This is a genomic window from Mycobacterium sp. NGS69 (genome assembly GCF_059812165.1).
On the sequence record NZ_JCALCD010000003.1, the window covers coordinates 57865 to 75027 of the forward strand.

The 17163-nt window shown below is 69.7% G+C and carries 17 protein-coding genes; 8 read left to right on the top strand and 9 right to left on the bottom strand.

The features are described 5' to 3' along the window. Window positions 1–2 precede the first annotated feature (2 nt). From AC5Y2S_RS09470 to AC5Y2S_RS09480, 3 genes are read left to right on the top strand one after another with little or no spacing between them, the layout of a single operon-like run. Complete coding sequence (locus AC5Y2S_RS09470; RefSeq protein WP_499955793.1) at window positions 3–1997, top strand: SDR family oxidoreductase; 1995 nt, start codon at window positions 3–5, stop codon at window positions 1995–1997. 45 nt (window positions 1998–2042) lie between these two features. Then, complete coding sequence (locus AC5Y2S_RS09475) at window positions 2043–2780, top strand: 2OG-Fe dioxygenase family protein (RefSeq protein WP_499955795.1); 738 nt, start codon at window positions 2043–2045, stop codon at window positions 2778–2780. A 10-nt stretch (window positions 2781–2790) separates the two neighbouring features. After that, window positions 2791–3750, top strand: coding sequence for a nucleoside hydrolase (locus AC5Y2S_RS09480; protein WP_499955797.1), 960 nt, complete (start codon window positions 2791–2793; stop codon window positions 3748–3750). On the opposite strand, the gene AC5Y2S_RS09485 is transcribed toward AC5Y2S_RS09480, so the two are convergent. From AC5Y2S_RS09485 to imuA', 3 genes are all read right to left on the bottom strand, one after another. Next, complete coding sequence (locus tag AC5Y2S_RS09485) at window positions 3710–3997, bottom strand: hypothetical protein (protein ID WP_499955799.1); 288 nt, start codon at window positions 3995–3997, stop codon at window positions 3710–3712. The genes AC5Y2S_RS09480 and AC5Y2S_RS09485 overlap by 41 nt on opposite strands. Before the next feature lie 77 nt (window positions 3998–4074). After that, entirely contained in the window at window positions 4075–5604 is a 1530-nt protein-coding gene (locus tag AC5Y2S_RS09490) for a DNA polymerase Y family protein (protein WP_499956506.1), read from the bottom strand. Window positions 5605–5638: 34 nt separating this feature from the next. Beyond that, entirely contained in the window at window positions 5639–6289 is a 651-nt protein-coding gene (imuA', locus tag AC5Y2S_RS09495) for a DnaE2-dependent mutagenesis accessory factor ImuA' (protein WP_499955801.1), read from the bottom strand. A gap of 139 nt (window positions 6290–6428) precedes the next feature. Between imuA' and AC5Y2S_RS09500 the strand changes: the two genes are divergently transcribed. Continuing rightward, the gene (locus AC5Y2S_RS09500) at window positions 6429–6965 is read left to right on the top strand and encodes a hypothetical protein (protein WP_499955803.1); all 537 of its coding nucleotides are present in this window, start codon (window positions 6429–6431) and stop codon (window positions 6963–6965) included. Here AC5Y2S_RS09500 and guaA read toward each other — a convergent pair whose 3' ends face one another. The 4 genes from guaA to AC5Y2S_RS09520 are packed head-to-tail and all read right to left on the bottom strand — an operon-like array spanning window position 6966 to window position 12172. Next, window positions 6966–8525 carry a glutamine-hydrolyzing GMP synthase gene (gene guaA, locus AC5Y2S_RS09505; RefSeq protein ID WP_499955805.1) on the bottom strand — a complete coding sequence of 520 codons (1560 nt, stop codon included), beginning with the start codon at window positions 8523–8525 and terminating at the stop codon, window positions 6966–6968. Window positions 8526–8544: 19 nt separating this feature from the next. Beyond that, window positions 8545–8919: an SRPBCC family protein gene (locus tag AC5Y2S_RS09510; protein ID WP_499955807.1), complete on the bottom strand. Its 375-nt coding sequence runs from the start codon at window positions 8917–8919 to the stop codon at window positions 8545–8547. Further along, on the bottom strand, window positions 8916–11747 hold the full coding sequence (locus tag AC5Y2S_RS09515) for an MMPL/RND family transporter (RefSeq protein WP_499955808.1): 2832 nt from the start codon (window positions 11745–11747) through the stop codon (window positions 8916–8918). Before AC5Y2S_RS09515 ends, AC5Y2S_RS09510 begins: the two co-directional genes overlap by 4 nt. Further along, window positions 11744–12172 (bottom strand): MmpS family transport accessory protein, encoded by a 429-nt coding sequence (locus AC5Y2S_RS09520; RefSeq protein WP_499955810.1) that lies wholly within the window; start codon window positions 12170–12172, stop codon window positions 11744–11746. The genes AC5Y2S_RS09515 and AC5Y2S_RS09520 overlap by 4 nt, the downstream gene beginning before the upstream one ends. 194 nt (window positions 12173–12366) lie before the next feature. On the opposite strand from AC5Y2S_RS09520, the gene AC5Y2S_RS09525 reads away from it, so the two are divergent. The 3 genes from AC5Y2S_RS09525 to AC5Y2S_RS09535 are packed head-to-tail and all read left to right on the top strand — an operon-like array spanning window position 12367 to window position 14620. Then, window positions 12367–13164 (top strand): SDR family NAD(P)-dependent oxidoreductase, encoded by a 798-nt coding sequence (locus tag AC5Y2S_RS09525; RefSeq protein WP_499955812.1) that lies wholly within the window; start codon window positions 12367–12369, stop codon window positions 13162–13164. Between the two features lie 13 nt (window positions 13165–13177). Further along, window positions 13178–14014 carry an SDR family oxidoreductase gene (locus AC5Y2S_RS09530; protein ID WP_499955814.1) on the top strand — a complete coding sequence of 279 codons (837 nt, stop codon included), beginning with the start codon at window positions 13178–13180 and terminating at the stop codon, window positions 14012–14014. A 12-nt stretch (window positions 14015–14026) separates the two neighbouring features. Further along, complete coding sequence (locus AC5Y2S_RS09535; RefSeq protein ID WP_499955816.1) at window positions 14027–14620, top strand: TetR/AcrR family transcriptional regulator; 594 nt, start codon at window positions 14027–14029, stop codon at window positions 14618–14620. A gap of 7 nt (window positions 14621–14627) precedes the next feature. Here the strand turns inward: AC5Y2S_RS09535 and AC5Y2S_RS09540 are convergent, their stop codons facing one another. Next, complete coding sequence (locus AC5Y2S_RS09540) at window positions 14628–15824, bottom strand: acyl-CoA dehydrogenase family protein (RefSeq protein WP_499955818.1); 1197 nt, start codon at window positions 15822–15824, stop codon at window positions 14628–14630. Window positions 15825–15884: 60 nt separating this feature from the next. Here AC5Y2S_RS09540 and AC5Y2S_RS09545 point away from each other — a divergent pair, with 60 nt between their 5' ends. After that, complete coding sequence (locus tag AC5Y2S_RS09545) at window positions 15885–16529, top strand: TetR/AcrR family transcriptional regulator (RefSeq protein ID WP_499955820.1); 645 nt, start codon at window positions 15885–15887, stop codon at window positions 16527–16529. Here AC5Y2S_RS09545 and AC5Y2S_RS09550 read toward each other — a convergent pair. After that, window positions 16492–17100: a TetR/AcrR family transcriptional regulator gene (locus AC5Y2S_RS09550; protein WP_499955823.1), complete on the bottom strand. Its 609-nt coding sequence runs from the start codon at window positions 17098–17100 to the stop codon at window positions 16492–16494. The genes AC5Y2S_RS09545 and AC5Y2S_RS09550 overlap by 38 nt on opposite strands. Window positions 17101–17163 lie beyond the last annotated feature (63 nt).

The window sequence follows — 17163 nt, forward strand, 5'->3', positions numbered from 1 at the left end:
CAATGCGGTATGTCGTTACCGGCGGTACCGGGTTTATCGGTCGCCGCGTCGTATCTCGTCTGCTAGCCACCGAGCCCGATGCCGAGGTGTGGGTGCTGGTTCGTCGCCAGTCGCTGGGCCGGTTCGAACGCCTCGCCGCCGACTGGGGCGAACGGACCAAGCCGCTGGTCGGCGAGCTGCCCGAGCTCGACCTGACCGACGAGACCCTCGCCGAGCTGGGCCACGTCGACCACCTGGTGCACTGCGCGGCGATCTACGACATCACCGCCGGCGAGGCCGAGCAGCGCGCGGCCAACGTCGAGGGCACGCGCGCGGTCATCGAGCTGGCCCGGCGGCTGGACGCGACGCTGCACCATGTGTCGTCGATCGCCGTGGCGGGCGACTTTCGGGGCGAGTACACCGAGGACGACTTCGACGTCGGCCAGCAGCTGCCGAGCCCCTATCACCGGACGAAGTTCGAGGCCGAGGCGCTGGTCCGGTCGGCGCCCGGGCTGCGCTACCGCGTCTACCGCCCCGCGGTGGTGGTGGGCGACTCGGTCACCGGCGAGATGGACAAGATCGACGGGCCGTACTACTTCTTCGGCGTGCTCGCCAAGCTGGCGGTGCTGCCCAACTTCACCCCGATCCTGCTGCCCGACACCGGGCGCACCAACATCGTCCCGGTCGACTACGTCGTCGACGCGCTGGTGGCGCTCATGCACACCGAGGGCTTGGATGGCCGGACCTTCCACCTGGCATCGCCGAAAACCATTGGGCTGCGCGGCATTTACCGCGGCGTTGCCAAGGCGGCCGGGCTGCCGCCGATGCGCGGGTCGCTGCCCGGCTCGGTGGCCGCGCCGGTGCTCAAGGTGCGCGGACGCGCCCGGGTGCTGCGCAACATGGCGGCCACCCAGCTGGGGATTCCCGCCGAGATTTTCGACGTCGTCGACCTGTTGCCCAAGTTCGTCAGCGACGAGACGCGGAAAGCGTTGCGGGGCACCGGTATCGAAGTCCCGGACTTCGCCAGCTACGCGCCCGAGCTGTGGTGGTACTGGGCCGAGCACCTCGACCCCGACCGCGCGCGACGCGACGACCCGAAGGGCTCCTTGCGGGGCCGGCACGTCATCATCACCGGTGCGTCCAGCGGCATCGGGCGCGCCTCGGCCCTCGCCGTCGCGGAAAGGGGCGCAACGGTTTTCGCGCTGGCCCGCAACGCCGACGCGCTCGATGCGCTGGTCGCGGAGATCCGCGCGGGCGGCGGGCAGGCGCACGCGTTCGCCTGCGACGTCACCGACTCCGCTTCCGTCGAGCACACCGTCAAGGACATCCTGGGCCGCTTCGACCACGTCGACTACCTGGTCAACAATGCCGGCCGGTCGATCCGCCGCTCGGTGGTCAACTCCACCGACCGGCTGCACGACTACGAGCGGGTGATGGCGGTCAACTACTTCGGCGCGGTGCGGATGGTGCTGGCGCTGCTGCCGCACTGGCGCGAGCGCCGGTTCGGCCACGTCGTCAACGTATCCAGCGCCGGCGTGCAGGCCCGCAACCCCAAATACAGCTCGTACCTGCCGAGCAAGGCGGCGCTGGACGCGTTCGCCGACGTCGTCGGGTCGGAGACGCTGTCCGACCACATCACGTTCACCAACATCCACATGCCGCTGGTCCGCACGCCCATGATCGCGCCGTCGCACCGGCTCAACCCGGTGCCCGCGATCAGCCCCGAGCGCGCGGCGGCGATGGTGGTGCGCGGCCTGGTCGACAAACCGGCCCGCATCGACACCCCGCTGGGGACGCTGGCCGAGGCCGGCAACTACTTCGCGCCGAGGACTTCGCGGCGCATCCTGCATCAGCTGTACCTGGGCTACCCCGATTCCGCCGCGGCGCGCGGGCTGCCCGCGGAGGCGCCGACGCCGAACCGCCGGCCCAGGCGCCCGGCGCGCGGCGTCACCGGTGGGATTCGCACGCCGCGACCGGTCAAGCGCCTGGTGCGGTTGGTACCGGGCGTGCACTGGTAAACACCCCGAGGGTTTAGCCCGACCGAATTGCGGTATCCCGGCGCGATGGTCCTGTGCGAAAAGTGGACAGACGCCGACGCGGTGGCCGCCGCGGCCCGGCAGGTCGCGACGACCGGCGTCGCCGTGCTGCCCTCGTTCGACGTGACGCGAAGCCTCGAGGTGGGCCGCGAGGAATGGACCCGGTTCGCCCGGCACTGGCGGCAGCTGGCGCCCGACCCGTACGCGGCGGAGCTGGGCGTGCGGCGGCTGCGCCGTTACGGCCAATACTCGCTGCGCGACGGGGCGCTGCGCCCGATGCCCAAGCTCGCGTTCGTGCAGCCGCAGGACTCCAACCCGCTCTACATCGGCAAGGACCGCGAGTTTGAGCCGCTGACCGCTGCGTTCGCCGCGGATCCGTTGCTGCACAAGGTGATCAAGCTGCTGGCGCGGGTGGCCGGCGCCCTGGACGACGTGGTCGACTGGAACGTCAAGGTGCACCCGTTCCGCATCCGATGCAACGGGGGCGACGACGGCAGCCCCACACCAGAGGGCCTGCACCGCGACGGCGTCACGCTGGTCAGCTCGCTCCTGATCGGGCGGCGCAACGCCATCGGCGGCGAGAGCACGGTGTGCGACCTGCAGGGTCGGCAGTTGCTGGCGACGACGCTGGCCGAACCCGGGACGCTGATGCTGGGCGACGACCGCCGCACCCTGCACGCGGTCTCGCCGATCCGGCCGATCGACGGCTCCGGGCCGGCGCAGCGCGACGTCCTGGTGATCACGTTCGCGTCCGCCTGGCCGTAAACTCGCGGCGGTGAACGCCATCTTCGTCGACGTCGACACCGGAATCGACGACGCGATGGCGCTGATCTACCTGCTGGCCAGCGCCGACGCCGAGGTGGTGGGCATCGCCTCGACGGGCGGCAACATCCACGTCGAGCAGGTCTGCGAAAACAACCTGGGCTTGCTCGAATTGTGCCGGGCCCCGGCCCTACCCGTCTCCAAGGGCGCCGACGACCCGCTGTGCGGCCACTGGCCGCATCACTCGAAGTTCCACGGCCCCAAGGGTTTGGGCTATGCGAAGCTCCCCCGCACCGACCGGACGCTCACCGACCACGACGCCACCGAGGCGTGGGTGGCCGCGGCGCACGCCCATCCCGGGGAGCTGGTCGGGCTGGTCACCGGCCCGCTGACCAACTTGGCGCTCGCACTGCGCGCCGAACCCGCGCTGCCGGCGCTGCTGCGACGGCTGGTGATCATGGGCGGCTCGTTCGGCGGCGCAGGCAGCGACGCCAACCCGATGGCCGAGTGGAACATCCGGGTGGATCCCGAGGCGGCCAGCGAGGTCTTCACGGGCTGGGCTGGGCAGCAACGACTTCCGATCGTCTGCGGCCTGGACCTCACCCGCCGCGTCGCGATGACACCGGAGATCCTCGCCCGGCTCGCGGACGCGTCCGGCGAGTCGCCATTGGTCCCGGCCATCGAGGACGCGATGCGGTTCTACTTCGAGTCCCATGAGGCCCGCGGTCACGGCTACGTCGCGTACATGCACGACCCGCTGGCCGCCGCGGCGGCGCTGGACCCGCAGCTGATCACGACCCGGGCGGCGACGGTGGACGTCGAGCTGGCGGACACCCCGACCCGGGGCGTGACGGCTCCCGATTGGTCGGGCGACCGAAAGGCCAACGCGCTGATCGGCATTGACGTGGACGCCGCGGTGTTCTTCGAGGAGTTCATCGAGCGGGTGGGGCCGTTCGCGCGCGGGCTCGCCTGATCGTGCGGATGTCGATCAGGTTGTCGGGATGGCCCGAGTCCGGCTGGCGGTTGCCGGCGACATGCCGGTAAGACCAGACCAGGTCACCGGCCTCGCTGCCGACTTTGGATACGGCCCTCGACGCGGCCTCCGACACCGCGCCGACCATCCGGCCCAGGTGCAGCGCCGTCGCCTGCGCGGCTTCGAGGACGGCGCCCGTTCCTCGTGCGACGACGACGTCGACCTGCCGGACGATTTCAGTCGCCATCCGTACTCCTCCGCCCGAACACCCGAATAACTTCGACCACCACGGTACCGAAGGATTGAACACGTTGAGTCGCAGCGCTACTCGTAGGCCCCCTCCAGGTACCAGCGCCGCTGGCGGTAGCACAGCAGAAACGCCCGCTCGTCCTCCAGCAGGACCTGGGCGCGGGCGGCGCGGCTCTTAGCCTCGGGATCCCACCACCGCTCGTCGACCGGCCACGGCCCGGCCCACCAGCGCAGCCCATGGTCCCGGCCGCGCACGGTCAGATGGGCGGGGTCGGCCGAGAACATCCCCCGGGCGGTGACGCGTATCGGGTTGCCTTGGGCGTCAAGCAGATCCACCGGGTCGTCCAGCAGCACGGCCGGCGACGGCTCGGGCAGTTGACCGGGCCACGGCGGGCCCGGGTCGGCGTGCGGTACCGGCTCGTCGCCCAGCGGCGTCAGCGTGATGCGCTCGGCAGGTCCCCGGCCGCCGGACAGCACCGGCACTCGCACCGCCTCCGGGCCGAGCAGGCCCTGCACCCGCACCAGCGCCCGACGGGCCCGCAGCCTGTCCTCCTCGCCGAGCCCACCCCACAGCGGCAACTGCAGCGCCTCGGCGGACACCACCTCCACCGCCCGCAGCCGCAACAGCGTCACCGGCGCGGTGGGACGGGGGTCGCGCGCGGTCCGGCTGCTCAGCCATCCGTCCAGCTGCCAGCGCACCCGGTCGGCGGTGGCGTCCTCGGTCAACGGCTCGGCGCACCGCCATACCCGTTGCAACTCTTCGCCGTTGGCGGTGACGGCGTGGATGGCCAGCCGGGTGCAGCCCACCCCCGCGCCCATCAGCGCCTGGTGCAGCGTGCCGGCCAGGAAGCGGCCGGCGAAGGCCGCGGCATCGACCCGATCGATCGGCGGGTCACAATCCAGCACGGCCTCGAGCTCCGGCGGCGGCTCGCGCCCGGACGGCGCGCGCTCGGGTTCGCCGCGGGCGAACCGGTGCGCGGCCACCCCGTCGGCGCCGAACCGGGAGGCCACGTCGGTCCGGGACAGCGCGGCGAACTGCCCGATGGTGCGAATCCCCATCCGCCACAACAGATCCGTCAGCTCTTCTCGCCCCGGACCGGACAGGCTCGGCTCGGTCGCGAGCTGCCGGATCGACAGCACCGAGAGGAACCTCGCGTCGCCCCCCGCCTCGACGATACGGCCCGCTCGCGCGGCGAACACCGCGGTGGACAACTGGTCGGCGATGCCCACCTGGCACTCGGCGCCGGCGGCGGCCACCGCGTCGATCAGCCGCTCGGCGGCCTGCTCCTCGGACCCGAAGTAGCGGGCCGCCCCGCGCACCGGCAGCACCAGGAGCCCGGGCCGCAGCACCTCGGCGCGGGGCACCAGGTCGTCCACCGCGGCGATCACCGGTTCGAAGAATCGGGCGTCGCGGTCGGCGTCGGCCGGCGCGACGTGCAGCTGCGGACACCGCGCCGCCGCCTCCCGTCGCCGCAGCCCACGCCGCACCCCCGCCGCGCGGGCGGCCGACGAGCAGGCGATCACCCGGTTGGCCAGCGTGACCGCGATCGGGGCCGTCGCGGGCAGGTCCGCCGCGGCCGCCGCTGCGACCGCGGGCCAGTCCATGCACCAGATCGCCAGGGCCCGGGATGCCACGGAGTCACCCCGCCCGCGCCCGGCCGCTCACCCGTCTGCCCGCGCACACCCCGCTGATCTGCAGTCGCACCCTGCTGATGCGCCCGAATCCCGGGCGAGCGTTCGCCGTGATCTCATAGCCGCACACCCGCGCCTCCAACCGCGTCGGCGCCCCTTGCCAGTCGCCGTCGGTGACCAGCAGGGTGCACCCCTTGTTGCGGGCCCGCGCCACCACCGCCCGCGCCCGGGTCTGCGGCACCTGACGGCCGCCCAGGCCGAGCACCACCAGGTCCATGCCGTCGACGAGCACCGCGGCCACCTCCACCGGGTCGGTTCCGGGATCCGGTATCACGGCGAGCCGGCTCAGGTCCGCCCCCATCTCCGCGGCGGCCAGCAGCCCGATGTCCGGCTGGCCGACGAGGGCGACGTTGCCCCCGGCCGCCGTCACCGCGGCCACCACGCTCAGCAGCAGCGACCGGGCTCCCGACAACACCGCCACCGTTCCCCGCGGCAACGGCACCGGCAGCGACTCGGCAAGCCACCGCGGGAGCGCCACCACGGATTCCGAATCCGGCAGCAGGTCTTCGGCGGGGGCTCGCCCCGACATCTCAGCCATTCGCCGGCGCAGCGATTCCAGCTGCTCAGCGCGATTTTCGGAGGCCAAAGCCGCGGTCATGACTGCCTCCTGTTCGAATGTATGTTCGATACATTGGGAGTAAACACCCACCCTCCGACAAGCGTCAAGAAACGTGAGAGGCTGCCTTATGCGGTCGTTGCTGGTGTGGCTGATGGTGCTTTTTTGCTGCACTTTTCCGGTGCCAAGTGCCGCCGCTCCCTGTCGACAGGCGGAGCTGTTCGCCACCGACACCACCGATCCCCTGTTCGAGGCGCAGGCCACCGTGACGATCGCGTCAAGCGGCACGGCGGTGACGGGATCGACCCCGCTCGACGGGGTGTACTGGTCGAGCGCACTGCACCGGAACACCCCGGAGCGCTCGCGGGAATTTCACCTGTGCGGCGCCAACGGCTCGGTGCACGCCGCCGCCGAGGCGCTGCGCCGCCAGTTCGACCAGGAAGCGGTGCTCACCTTCGACTACGAGCCCACGCCGGACCAGGACGCGATCATCATCGCCGTGCCGGGCGTCGACATCGCCCGCTTCGGGGATGCGCTGGTGGCCGACCCGGTCGCCCGCGACCGTATCCGGGGTGGATCGGTCACCACGACCGACCACACCCTGATCCTGGTCGCCGCAACCGGCGACCGAGATGTCGCCCGCCGGCTCGTCGCCGAGGCCGGCGGGAACTGGGATGCCGCCACGATCGCCTACGGCAAGCGCGAATTCGTGGAGTAATTACTCCCACTCGATGGTGCCGGGCGGCTTGCTGGTGATGTCCAGCACCACGCGGTTGACCTCGGCCACCTCGTTGGTGATCCGGGTCGAGATGCGCTCCAGCACCTCGTAGGGCACCCGGGTCCAATCGGCGGTCATGGCGTCCTCGCTGGACACCGGCCGCAGCACGATCGGGTGCCCGTAGGTCCGGTTGTCGCCCTGCACGCCGACCGAACGGACGTCGCCCAGCAGCACCACCGGGCACTGCCAGATCTGCTTGTCCAGGCCGGCGGCGGTGAGCTCCTCGCGCGCGATCTCATCGGCGCGCCGCAGCGTGTCCAGCCGCTGCGCGGTGACCTCGCCGACGATCCGGATGCCCAGTCCCGGTCCCGGAAACGGTTGGCGCGCAACGATTTCCTCCGGCAGGCCCAGCTCGCGCCCCACCGCGCGCACCTCGTCCTTGAACAGCAGCCGCAGCGGCTCGACGAGCTTGAACTTCAGGTCGTCCGGCAGGCCGCCGACGTTGTGGTGGCTCTTGATGTTCGCGGTGCCGCTGCCCCCGCCGGACTCCACGACGTCGGGATACAGCGTGCCCTGCACCAGGAACTCGACCTCCGACCCGCTGTCTCCCACAATCTCTCGCACCGCGCCCTCGAACGCCCGGATGAACTGGCGGCCGATGATCTTGCGCTTGCCTTCGGGGTTGGTCACGCCCGACAGCGCCTGCAGGAAGGTGTCCGCGGCGTCGACGGTGACCAGGTTGGCGCCGGTGGCGGCGACGAAGTCGCGCTGCACCTGATCGCGCTCGCCGGCGCGCAACAACCCGTGGTCGACGAACACACAGGTCAGCCGGTCGCCGATGGCGCGCTGCACCAGCGCCGCGGCCACCGCCGAATCCACCCCGCCGGACAGCCCGCAGATGGCGTGGCCGTCACCGATCTGGGCGCGCACCTGCTCGACAAGCGCGTCGGCGATGTTGGCCGGCGTCCACTCCGCGCCGAGCCCGGCGAAGTCGTGCAGGAACCGGCTGAGCACCTGCTGCCCGTGCGGGGTGTGCATCACCTCCGGGTGGTACTGCACCCCGGCGAGGCGCCGGCCCCGGTTCTCGAAGGCGGCCACCGCCGCGCCCGCGCTGGAAGCGACCACGTCGAACCCGTCCGGCGCGGCGGTGACCGCGTCGCCGTGGCTCATCCAGACCGGCTGGACGTCGGGCAGGCCCGAATGCAGTTCGCCGCCAAGGACTTTCAGCTCGGTTCGGCCGTACTCGCTGGTGCCGGTGTGGGCGACCGTGCCGCCCAGGGCCTGCGCCATGGCCTGAAACCCGTAGCAGATGCCGAACACCGGCAGCCCGAGGTCGAACAGCGCCGGATCGAGCTGCGGGGCGCCGTCGGCGTAGACGCTGGCCGGTCCCCCGGACAGCACGATCGCCACCGGGTCACGGGCCTTGATCTCCTCGACCGTGGCGGTGTGCGGGATGACCTCGGAAAACACCCGCGCCTCGCGGACCCGGCGGGCGATCAGCTGCGCGTACTGCGCGCCGAAGTCGACCACCAGCACGGGCCGGGACGGGGGGGTTTCCACGGCAGCCAGCTTAATGGCATCAGTGGTCGCCCGGCTCGAGCCAGCTCCTGGTGTGGCTGAGCAGGGTGCCGTCGGATTCGGCAGCCAACCGGAACTCGACCGACATCGCGGGCAGCTGGTGGGCGTATTGCACCCAGCACAATCGCCGGCGCGGTTGCACCGAGGTCACGCGGCACAGCGCGGTGTCGTCGCGGCCGTGCCGGCGACGGATCAGCCGAAACGACGTGCCGACCTGGAGCCGTTCATCGCCGGCGGCGTGCTCTACCGCGTCCCAGGTGTCATACCACTGTGTGATGCCGGCGACGGTGGTGATCAGTTCCCACACCTCATCGGGCGGCGCGGCGATGCGTATCGACTCGGACAACGTCTGGCTTCCGGCGCGGCGGCGGGTCATGTGTGCACGCTTTCGATGGCGGTCGGGGTGGAAAGGATGTCGGGGCGCCGCGCGCGAGGGCGAGGGCCCACCCGCCGGGGCCACCAGAACCAACGCCCGAGCAGGGCGGCGATCGAGGGCGTCATCAGTGAGCGCACGATCAGCGTGTCGAACAGCAGCCCGATGCCGACGGTGGTCCCGAACTGACCGATCATCTGCAGGTCGCTGAACACGAAGGAAGACATGGTGAACGCGAACACCAGGCCCGCGGAGGTCACCACGGCGCCGGTTCCGCCCATCGCGCGGATGATTCCGGTCTTCATGCCGGCGCCGATTTCCTCTTTGAACCGCGAGACGAGCAACAGGTTGTAATCCGATCCCACGGCCAGCAGGACGATCAGCGCCATCGCTATCACCAACCAGTGCAACGGAATACCGAGGATGTCCTGCCACACCAGCACCGACAGTCCGAACGAGGATCCCAGCGACAGCACCACGGTGCCGATGATGACCAAGGCGGCGACGACGCTGCCGGTGATGACCAGCATGATGATGAAGATCAGGCTCGCCGCGGCGATTCCCGCGATCAGCAGATCGTACTTGGCCGCGTCACTCATGTCCTTGTACGTCGCGGCGGTGCCGCCCAGGGAGATCTTGGCCTCTTCCAAGGGCGTTCCCTTGAGGGCGTGGCGCGCGGCCTTTTTGATCGCGTCGACGCGCGAGACGCCTTCGGGCGTCGCGGGATCCCCGTCGTGGGTGATGATCAGGCGCGCGGCCCTGCCGTCGGGCGACAGGAACATCGCCAGGCCGCGTTTGAAGTCGGGGTTGTCGAAGACCTCCGGCGGCAGGTAGAAGGAGTCGTCGTTCTTGGCCGCGTCGAAGGCCTGCCCCATCGCGGAGGCGTTCTGCTGCGCGGCGTCCATCTGGTCCAGCAGGCCGGCGAACGTGCTGTACATCGTCATGGTCATGGTGCGCATGGCCGTCGTCGCGTCGATGATCGGCGGCAGCAGCGAGATCAGCTGGGGCATTAGGTCATCCAGCCGGTCGGTGTCCTTGACCAGACCGCCCAGGTCGTCGGTGAGCGTGTCGACGCCGTCCAGCGCATCGAATACCGATCGCAGCGCCCAGCAGACGGGGATGTCGAAGCAGTGCGGCTCCCAGTGGAAGTAGCCGCGCAGTGGGCGGAAGAAGTCGTCGAAATCGGCGATGCGGTCGCGCACCTCGGTGGTGTCGTCGACGATCCGTTTCGTCTGGCCGGCGACGTCGTGGGTGGTGGCGGCGAGCTGACGCAGCAGGGCGAGCATGTGTTGCATGGTGTCGATGACGCCCGTCATTTGGTCGGCGATGGCCCGCATGTCGGCCATCCGGTCGTGCATGTACTTCATGTTCTCGGTCAGCGTGGTGCCCTGCATGCTGATCTGAAAGGGAATGGAGCTGTGCGTGATTGGCCCGCCCAACGGCCGGGTGATGGACTGCACCCGCGCCACACCGTCGGCCCCGAACACACCCTTGGCCAACCGGTCCAGCACCAGCATGTCGGCGGGATTGCGCATGTCGTGGTCGGCCTCCACCAGCAGCAGGTCGGGGTTCAAGCGGGCGGGCGAAAAGTGCCGGTCGGCCGCGGCGTATCCGATGTTGGACGGCGTGGTCCGGGGTAGGTAGTTGCGGTCGTTGTAACTCGTCGTGAACGACGGCAGGGCCAGCAGCCCGACGAGCGCGGTCGCCGAAGTCGCCGCGAGTATCGGCGCGGGCCACCGGACGACGGCGGTCCCCACCCGCCGCCATCCCCTTGTCTTGATCTCCCGCTTGGGATCGAACAGGCCGAATCGACTGCCCAACGTGACGATGGCGGGACCGAGCGTGAGCGCGCCGGCCACCATCGTGAACATCCCGATCGCGCACGGCGCGCCCAGCGTTTGGAAATAGGGCAGCCTGGTGAAGCTGAGGCAGAACATCGCGCCGGCGATGGTCAGGCCCGAGCCGAGCACCACGTGGGCGCTGCCGCCAAACATGGTGTAGTAGGCGGCTTCTGAGTCCTGGCCGGCCTGCCGGGCCTCCTGATATCGGCCCACGATAAATATCGCGTAATCGGTGCCCGCGGCGATGGCGAGTATCGGGAGGATCTGGACCGCGAAAGTGGAAAGCCCGATGATTCCGTGGCTTCCGAGGAACGCGATCACCCCTTGTACGGCGGGCAGTTCGATGAAGACCATCAGCAGGGTCAGCAGGACGGTGACCACGGAGCGGTACACGATCAGCAGCATCAGCACGATGACCCCGACCGTCACGCCCATCACCTTGCGGGCGCTCTTGTTACCGAACTCGAGCTGATCGGTGGTCACGGCCGCCGGGCCGGCCACGTACGCCCGAACCCCGTTGGGCGGCACCGCGCCTGACACGATTCCCCGGACGGTGTCGACGGACTCGTTGGCCAGCGTCTCGCCTTGGTGACCGGCGAGAAAAACCTGGACGTAGGCGGCCTTGCCGTCGGCGCTCTGCGAACCGGCCGCGGTGAGCGGATCGCCCCAGAAATCCTGAATGTGCTCGACGTGCTTGCGGTCGCGCGCGAGCCTGCGCATCAGGTCGTCGTAAAACCTGTGCGCCGCGTCGTCCAGCGGCGCCTGTCCTTCCAGCACGACCATGACCGCGCTGTCCGAGTCGGATTCGCCGAACACCTGGCCGACGCGCTTCATCGCCCGTATCGCCGGGGCGTCGTCGGGGCTCATCGACACGGCGTGCGCCTCGCCGACCGCTTCCAGTTGGGGTACGACGATGTTGGTGACCGCGGCCAGCCCGATCCAGAACAGCAGGATGGGCAACGAAAGCCGGCGAACCGTTCGCGCGATCACGCGGACTTCACCAGGCAGAAGGTTTGAGGGTGGATCCCCGCCACCGTTCGTTGCGCCTTGACGTCACCGTTCACCGTGATCCGGCAACCGATGACGTCACCGTCCCCCTGCGCCACGACATTCACGCTCACCGCCGGTGCCATCGTGGCCACGCTGTAAGTCCACGGGAGCCGCATGCCGTCAACCCGCTGCGGTGCGGCGTCGACGTCGAGATAGTTGATGTCCGCCACGGTCCCCTCCGGGCCGAAGACCTGCAGGGTCACGTGTTTGGGGTTGAAGGGCTTGATGTCATCCGAGCGGCCGCCCACGGCCGAGGTGCCGCCGCGCGCACCGAACACGCCATGCAATCGGTAGACGGCGAAACCCGCGACGCCGACCAGGACCACGACGACCAACGGAATCCACGCGCGTTTGACGACACTCATCCTCGCTCCCGTCGCAGGAGTTAGTTGGTTAACTAACCAGCACGCTAGCGGCTCTCCCTCGAATGACGCAACAGTAAGCCGCTGTCAGTTGGCATTTTGCTTTCAGGATCCCCAGCACTTAGCCCCTCCTCTTGCCGCCGCATCTGGCCCCGTGCTAAGTTATCCAACTAACTCGATTCGGAGGTGCGAACGCCATGAGCATCAGTGCAGATCGGTTCGGCCCGTGGGCGGTCGTGACGGGTGCGTCGTCGGGGATCGGGCGCGAACTCGCCCATCAGATCGCCGATTCGGGCATCAACGTGGTCCTGGTGGCGCGGCGCCAGGCCGCGCTGCGGGACCTGGGGGCGGCGCTGAGCCGGGGCTACGGCATCGACTTCCGCGCCGTCGGCGTCGACCTGTCCGACCCGGGCTCGCTGACCCCAATCGCCGAGGCCACCAATGACATCGACGTCGGACTGCTGGTCTCCAACGCCGGCGCGGCCCTGCCCGGCGCCCTCGTGGGCTCCGACCTGCAGGCACAGCGGGCCATCCTGCGGCTGAACACCGCAGCACACCTGGGCTTGACGCATCACTTCGGTGAACGGCTGGCGCGGCGCGGCCGCGGCGGCATCCTGCTGGTCTCCGCGCTTGGGGCGGTGCACGGCGTGCCCTACATGGCGCACACCGCGGCGACCAAGGCCTACATCACCAGCCTCGGCGCGGGCCTGCACGGCGAGCTGGCCAAGCAGGGGGTGCACGTGACGGTGCTCCACCCGGGGCCCACCCGCACCCCGGTGCTGGCCGAGCTCGGCCTCGACCCCGACAAGATGCCGATACCGCCCATGGCGCCGGACGTTTGCGCCCGCGAGGCGCTGCGCGCCCTCGAGCGCAATCGCGCCAACTGCATTCCCGGACGAATCGACCGGGTGACCGCCGCGCTGGTGCCGGCGGCCATCACCCGCTCGGTGATGTCGCGGATGTTGTTGCGGCCCACCCTGGCCGAGTCCAAATAGGCGCTTGAAACATATGGACAGGCCAATCTGCCTCATCACGGGAGCGACCGACGGCATCGGTAAGGTCACCGCGACCGAGCTCGCCCGCGCCGGCTACTCCGTCGTGCTGGCCGCGCGCAACGAGGCGAAGGCCGCAAGCGTCGCAAGCGAAATCGTCGCGTCGACCGGCAACCGCGACGTCGCTTACCTCACCGCCGACCTCAGGTCGCTTGCGCAGCTGCACCGGCTGGCCGAGACGTTTAAGGTCCGCTACCCGCGACTGGACGTGCTGATCAACAACGCCGGTGTCGTCATGCCGCAACGCGTGCTGACCGCCGACGGATACGAGACGACGTTTCAGGTCAACTACCTGGCGCAGTTCTATCTCACCCAATTGCTGCTCCCCGCATTGGAGAAAAGCCCGCAGGGCAGGATCGTCAACCTGAGCTCGAGCGTCTACCGCGCCGGCAAATTCGAACCGGACAACCTGCAAAGCGAACGCAGTTTCTCGACGATCCGCACGTACGCCTCGTCCAAGCTGTGCGTGCTGCTGTTCACCATCGGACTGGCGCAGCGCCTACGTCCGACGCGTGTCACCGCTAACGCCGCGCACCCCGGAATCGTCCGAACACCGATGATGCGGGGGGCGGAAGGGGTCTTTCGCGCGATCTCCTTTGCGGCGCTGCCGTTTTCCCGCTCCCCGGAGAAGGGCGCGGCCACGTCGCTGTTCCTCGCCCGCTCACCGGATGCGGCGCGGGCCTCCGGACAGTACTTCGTCAACGCCGTGCCGAGGACCGTAAAGAGCGCCTACAACACGCCGCATAACAGGGACTTGCTGTGGAACCTGAGCATGGGCGCGTGCCGTCTATAGTCCGTGAGTGATATGGCTGACTTAACCGACGCCGGCGAGGCCCCCTCGGCGCCACCGCCCGGCAAGCGCGAGCGACTGATCGCCGCCGCCTGCGACCTGTTCTACCGGCAGGGCATCGCGGGCACCACGCTCGCGCACATCGCCGAGGCCGCCGACGTGCCGTTGGGCAACATGTACTACTACTTCAAGACCAAAGACGACATCGTGGCCGCCGTCGTCGAGGCGCGCACCGAGGAAATCCGGGCCGCGACCGCGGCGCTGCAGCGCAAGTACGGGAACCCCAAGGCCCGGCTCAAGGCGCTCGTCGGGATGCTGGCCGAATCGGGCGACACCATCGCCGACCACGGCTGCCCCTTGGGAACCCTGTGCACCGAGCTGGCGAACCAGTCGGGCCGATCACCTGCCCTGACCGCCCCCCTGATGCAGACCCTGCTGGACTGGGCCGAGCAGCAATTCCACGCCATGGGCCGCCGCGACGCGCGCGACCTGGCGCGCGAGCTCGTCATCGCCTACGAGGGCAGCGCGGTGCTGACCAACGCGCTGGCGCAACCCGAGGTGATGGCGCACCAGGCCCGGCGCATCGAAAAGTGGATCAACGCCTTATAGGTCGGCGTCACAGCAGGTGCGTCGGTTGGGTGATGCCGAATTGGGTGTTGGCGTAGCGCTTCAGCGCGGACGGGCTGAAGTAGACGTGCTGGCCGACGGTGTGCAGATCCCGGAAGCATCGTTGCAGCGGATGGGTCGCGTGCACCGCGCCCGCACCCGTCAGACCGAAAGTCGTGTCGACCGCCCGGCGCGCCGCACGCATCGCCTGCTGGGCGGCGAGCTGGAAACGAGCGCGCTGCTGAAGCGACGGCGCGTCGCCGGCGAGGGCGGTGTCCCACAGGGCGGCGGCCTCGTCGAGAACGAACGCCCGCGCCGACCGCAAACCCGCCTCCGCACCGGCGAACTCGACCTGCGCGACGGGGTCCTCGGCGAGCGGTTCGAATGTGCCGGCTCGCGCCTTCGTCGTAGCGAGGTCGGCGAATTCGTCGAGCGCGCGCCGCGCGATCCCGAGCGGGACGCCGACAAGGGCCACCCCCACCATCGTGAAGAACGGCAGCCTCCACAGCGGACCGTCGTGCCGGGCCGGCCGGAAGAACGGGGTGATGGTGTGTTCCTCGGCGACGCTCAGACCCCGGGCCACCACGTCGTTGCTGCCGGTGGCCCGCAACCCCAAAACGTCCCAGTTGTCCACGATTTCGGCGTCGGCGCGGGGGAAGAACCCGAGGCGCCAATCCGGGCCCTGCCCGGCGATCATCCGCGGCGCGTCACCGTCGAACACGAACATCCCCATCAGTAACCATTCGGCGTGCCGGCAACCGCTGGCGAACGGCCATCGGCCGTCGACGGTGAACCGGCCCCCGCCGTCGGGGACGGCCCGCCCGGTCGGGGCGAAGACGGTCGCCGCCAAGAAATCCGCGTTCGGGCCGAGGACGTCCACGGCGACGGCCGGCTCGAGCCAGGCGGCGAACGCCGGCGCGCCGGCGCCGATGGTCGCGATCCAGCCCGTCGACCCGTCGGCGCGCGCCAATTCCTCGATCATCCCGATGAACTCGGCGGGGGCCAGCTCGAATCCGCCGAGCGCGCGCGGCTGCACGGCCCGGAAGACACCGGCCGCGCGCAGCCGCCCGACGAGATCGAGCGGCAGCGTCCCGAGTGCCTCAGCCTCGTCGGCGCGCCGCGTGATTTCGGGTGCCAGGGCGCGCGCTACCGCCGTGGGATCGTCGCCGTCCGCCAAGCTGGCGGCGGGGCGGGTCGCGGTTGTCATGTCGGTTCTCTATTCTTTAATACAGTACACAGTAATCGATACAGGAGCATGTACTGAATTATGGGATCTGTCAAGGGCAAGCCGCCGCGCCGCTACGATTCGTCCCGTCGGCGCCAACAGGCCCAAGAGAATCGGCACGCGGTGCTCACGTCCGCCCGCCAGCGCTTCCTGGCGCAGGGTTACGCCGCGACGACCATCGCGGAGATCGCGCGCGACGCCGGCGTGTCGGTCGAGACGGTGTATAAGGCCTTCGCGACCAAGGCGGGGGTGCTCAAGGCGCTCTTCGACGTGTCCGTCGCCGGCGACGACGAACCGATCCCGATGGCCGAGCGCGACGTCATCCAGAAGGTGCGCGACGCCCCCGAGGCCGCCCGCAAGCTCGAGCTCTACGCCAAGCACCTGGCCGCCACCATGCCGCGCAGCGCCCCGGTCCAGCTGCTGGCCCGCGATGGCGCCGCGTCGTCGCCCGACGCCGCGGAAGTCTGGAAGCAGATCCGGCACGAAACCCTCACGGCCATGACGATGTTCGCCGCCGGCCTCGCCGGCACCGGACAGCTTCGGGTCAGCGTCACCCAGGCTCGCGACATCCTGTGGACGTACCACGCGCCGGAGCTTTACGAGCTTCTCGTCCTCGAACGCGGCTGGTCGGCCACCCGCTACGGCAAGTTCATCGCCCAGGCCTGGATCGACGCCCTGCTCGGCTAGGGCCCGATGCGGCCTGGATCACGGCGTCGACAACGCTGCGGATTCGGGCGGCGGCTTGATCGGGGTCGGGCTGACCGGCGTCCAGCCAGGCGATGACGGCGTCGATCGTCATGGCGGGCAGCAGCCGCGCCGCCCAGTTGCGCCAACCGTCGTCGGCGATGCCCTCGAGGTGGCGGCGGGTGATGTCGGCCGAACGCTCGACGAGGGTGTCGATGACGTCGCGGAACTCCGCTTCGCGTGCGGCATGGCGGTAGAGCAGCCGGAAGGTGTCGGGATCCGCTGCGGCGGCGCGGATCAGCGCGGGGATGCTGGCGTCGTCGAAGTCGTCGGGGCCGGTGGCTTCGCGAAGGCGCGCGTGACCGCTTTCGATGACCTCCCGATACAGCTCGGCCTTCGAGGCGAAGTGCCGGTACAGGATCACCGGGGTGACACCGGCCTCCGCGGCGATGGCATCGAGCCCCGTGTTCGCGAAGCCGCCGCGGGCGAAGGCGCGCGTGGCGGCCTGGAGGATCTGTTCCCGCCGCTCGGCGCGAGGCATCCGCCGGGTCGACTCGGACCGGACCACCGTCATCTCAACACTCCTCTTGTCTAGAGAATAGTGTACAAGTAATCTTGTATAACTCGCTCTATACAA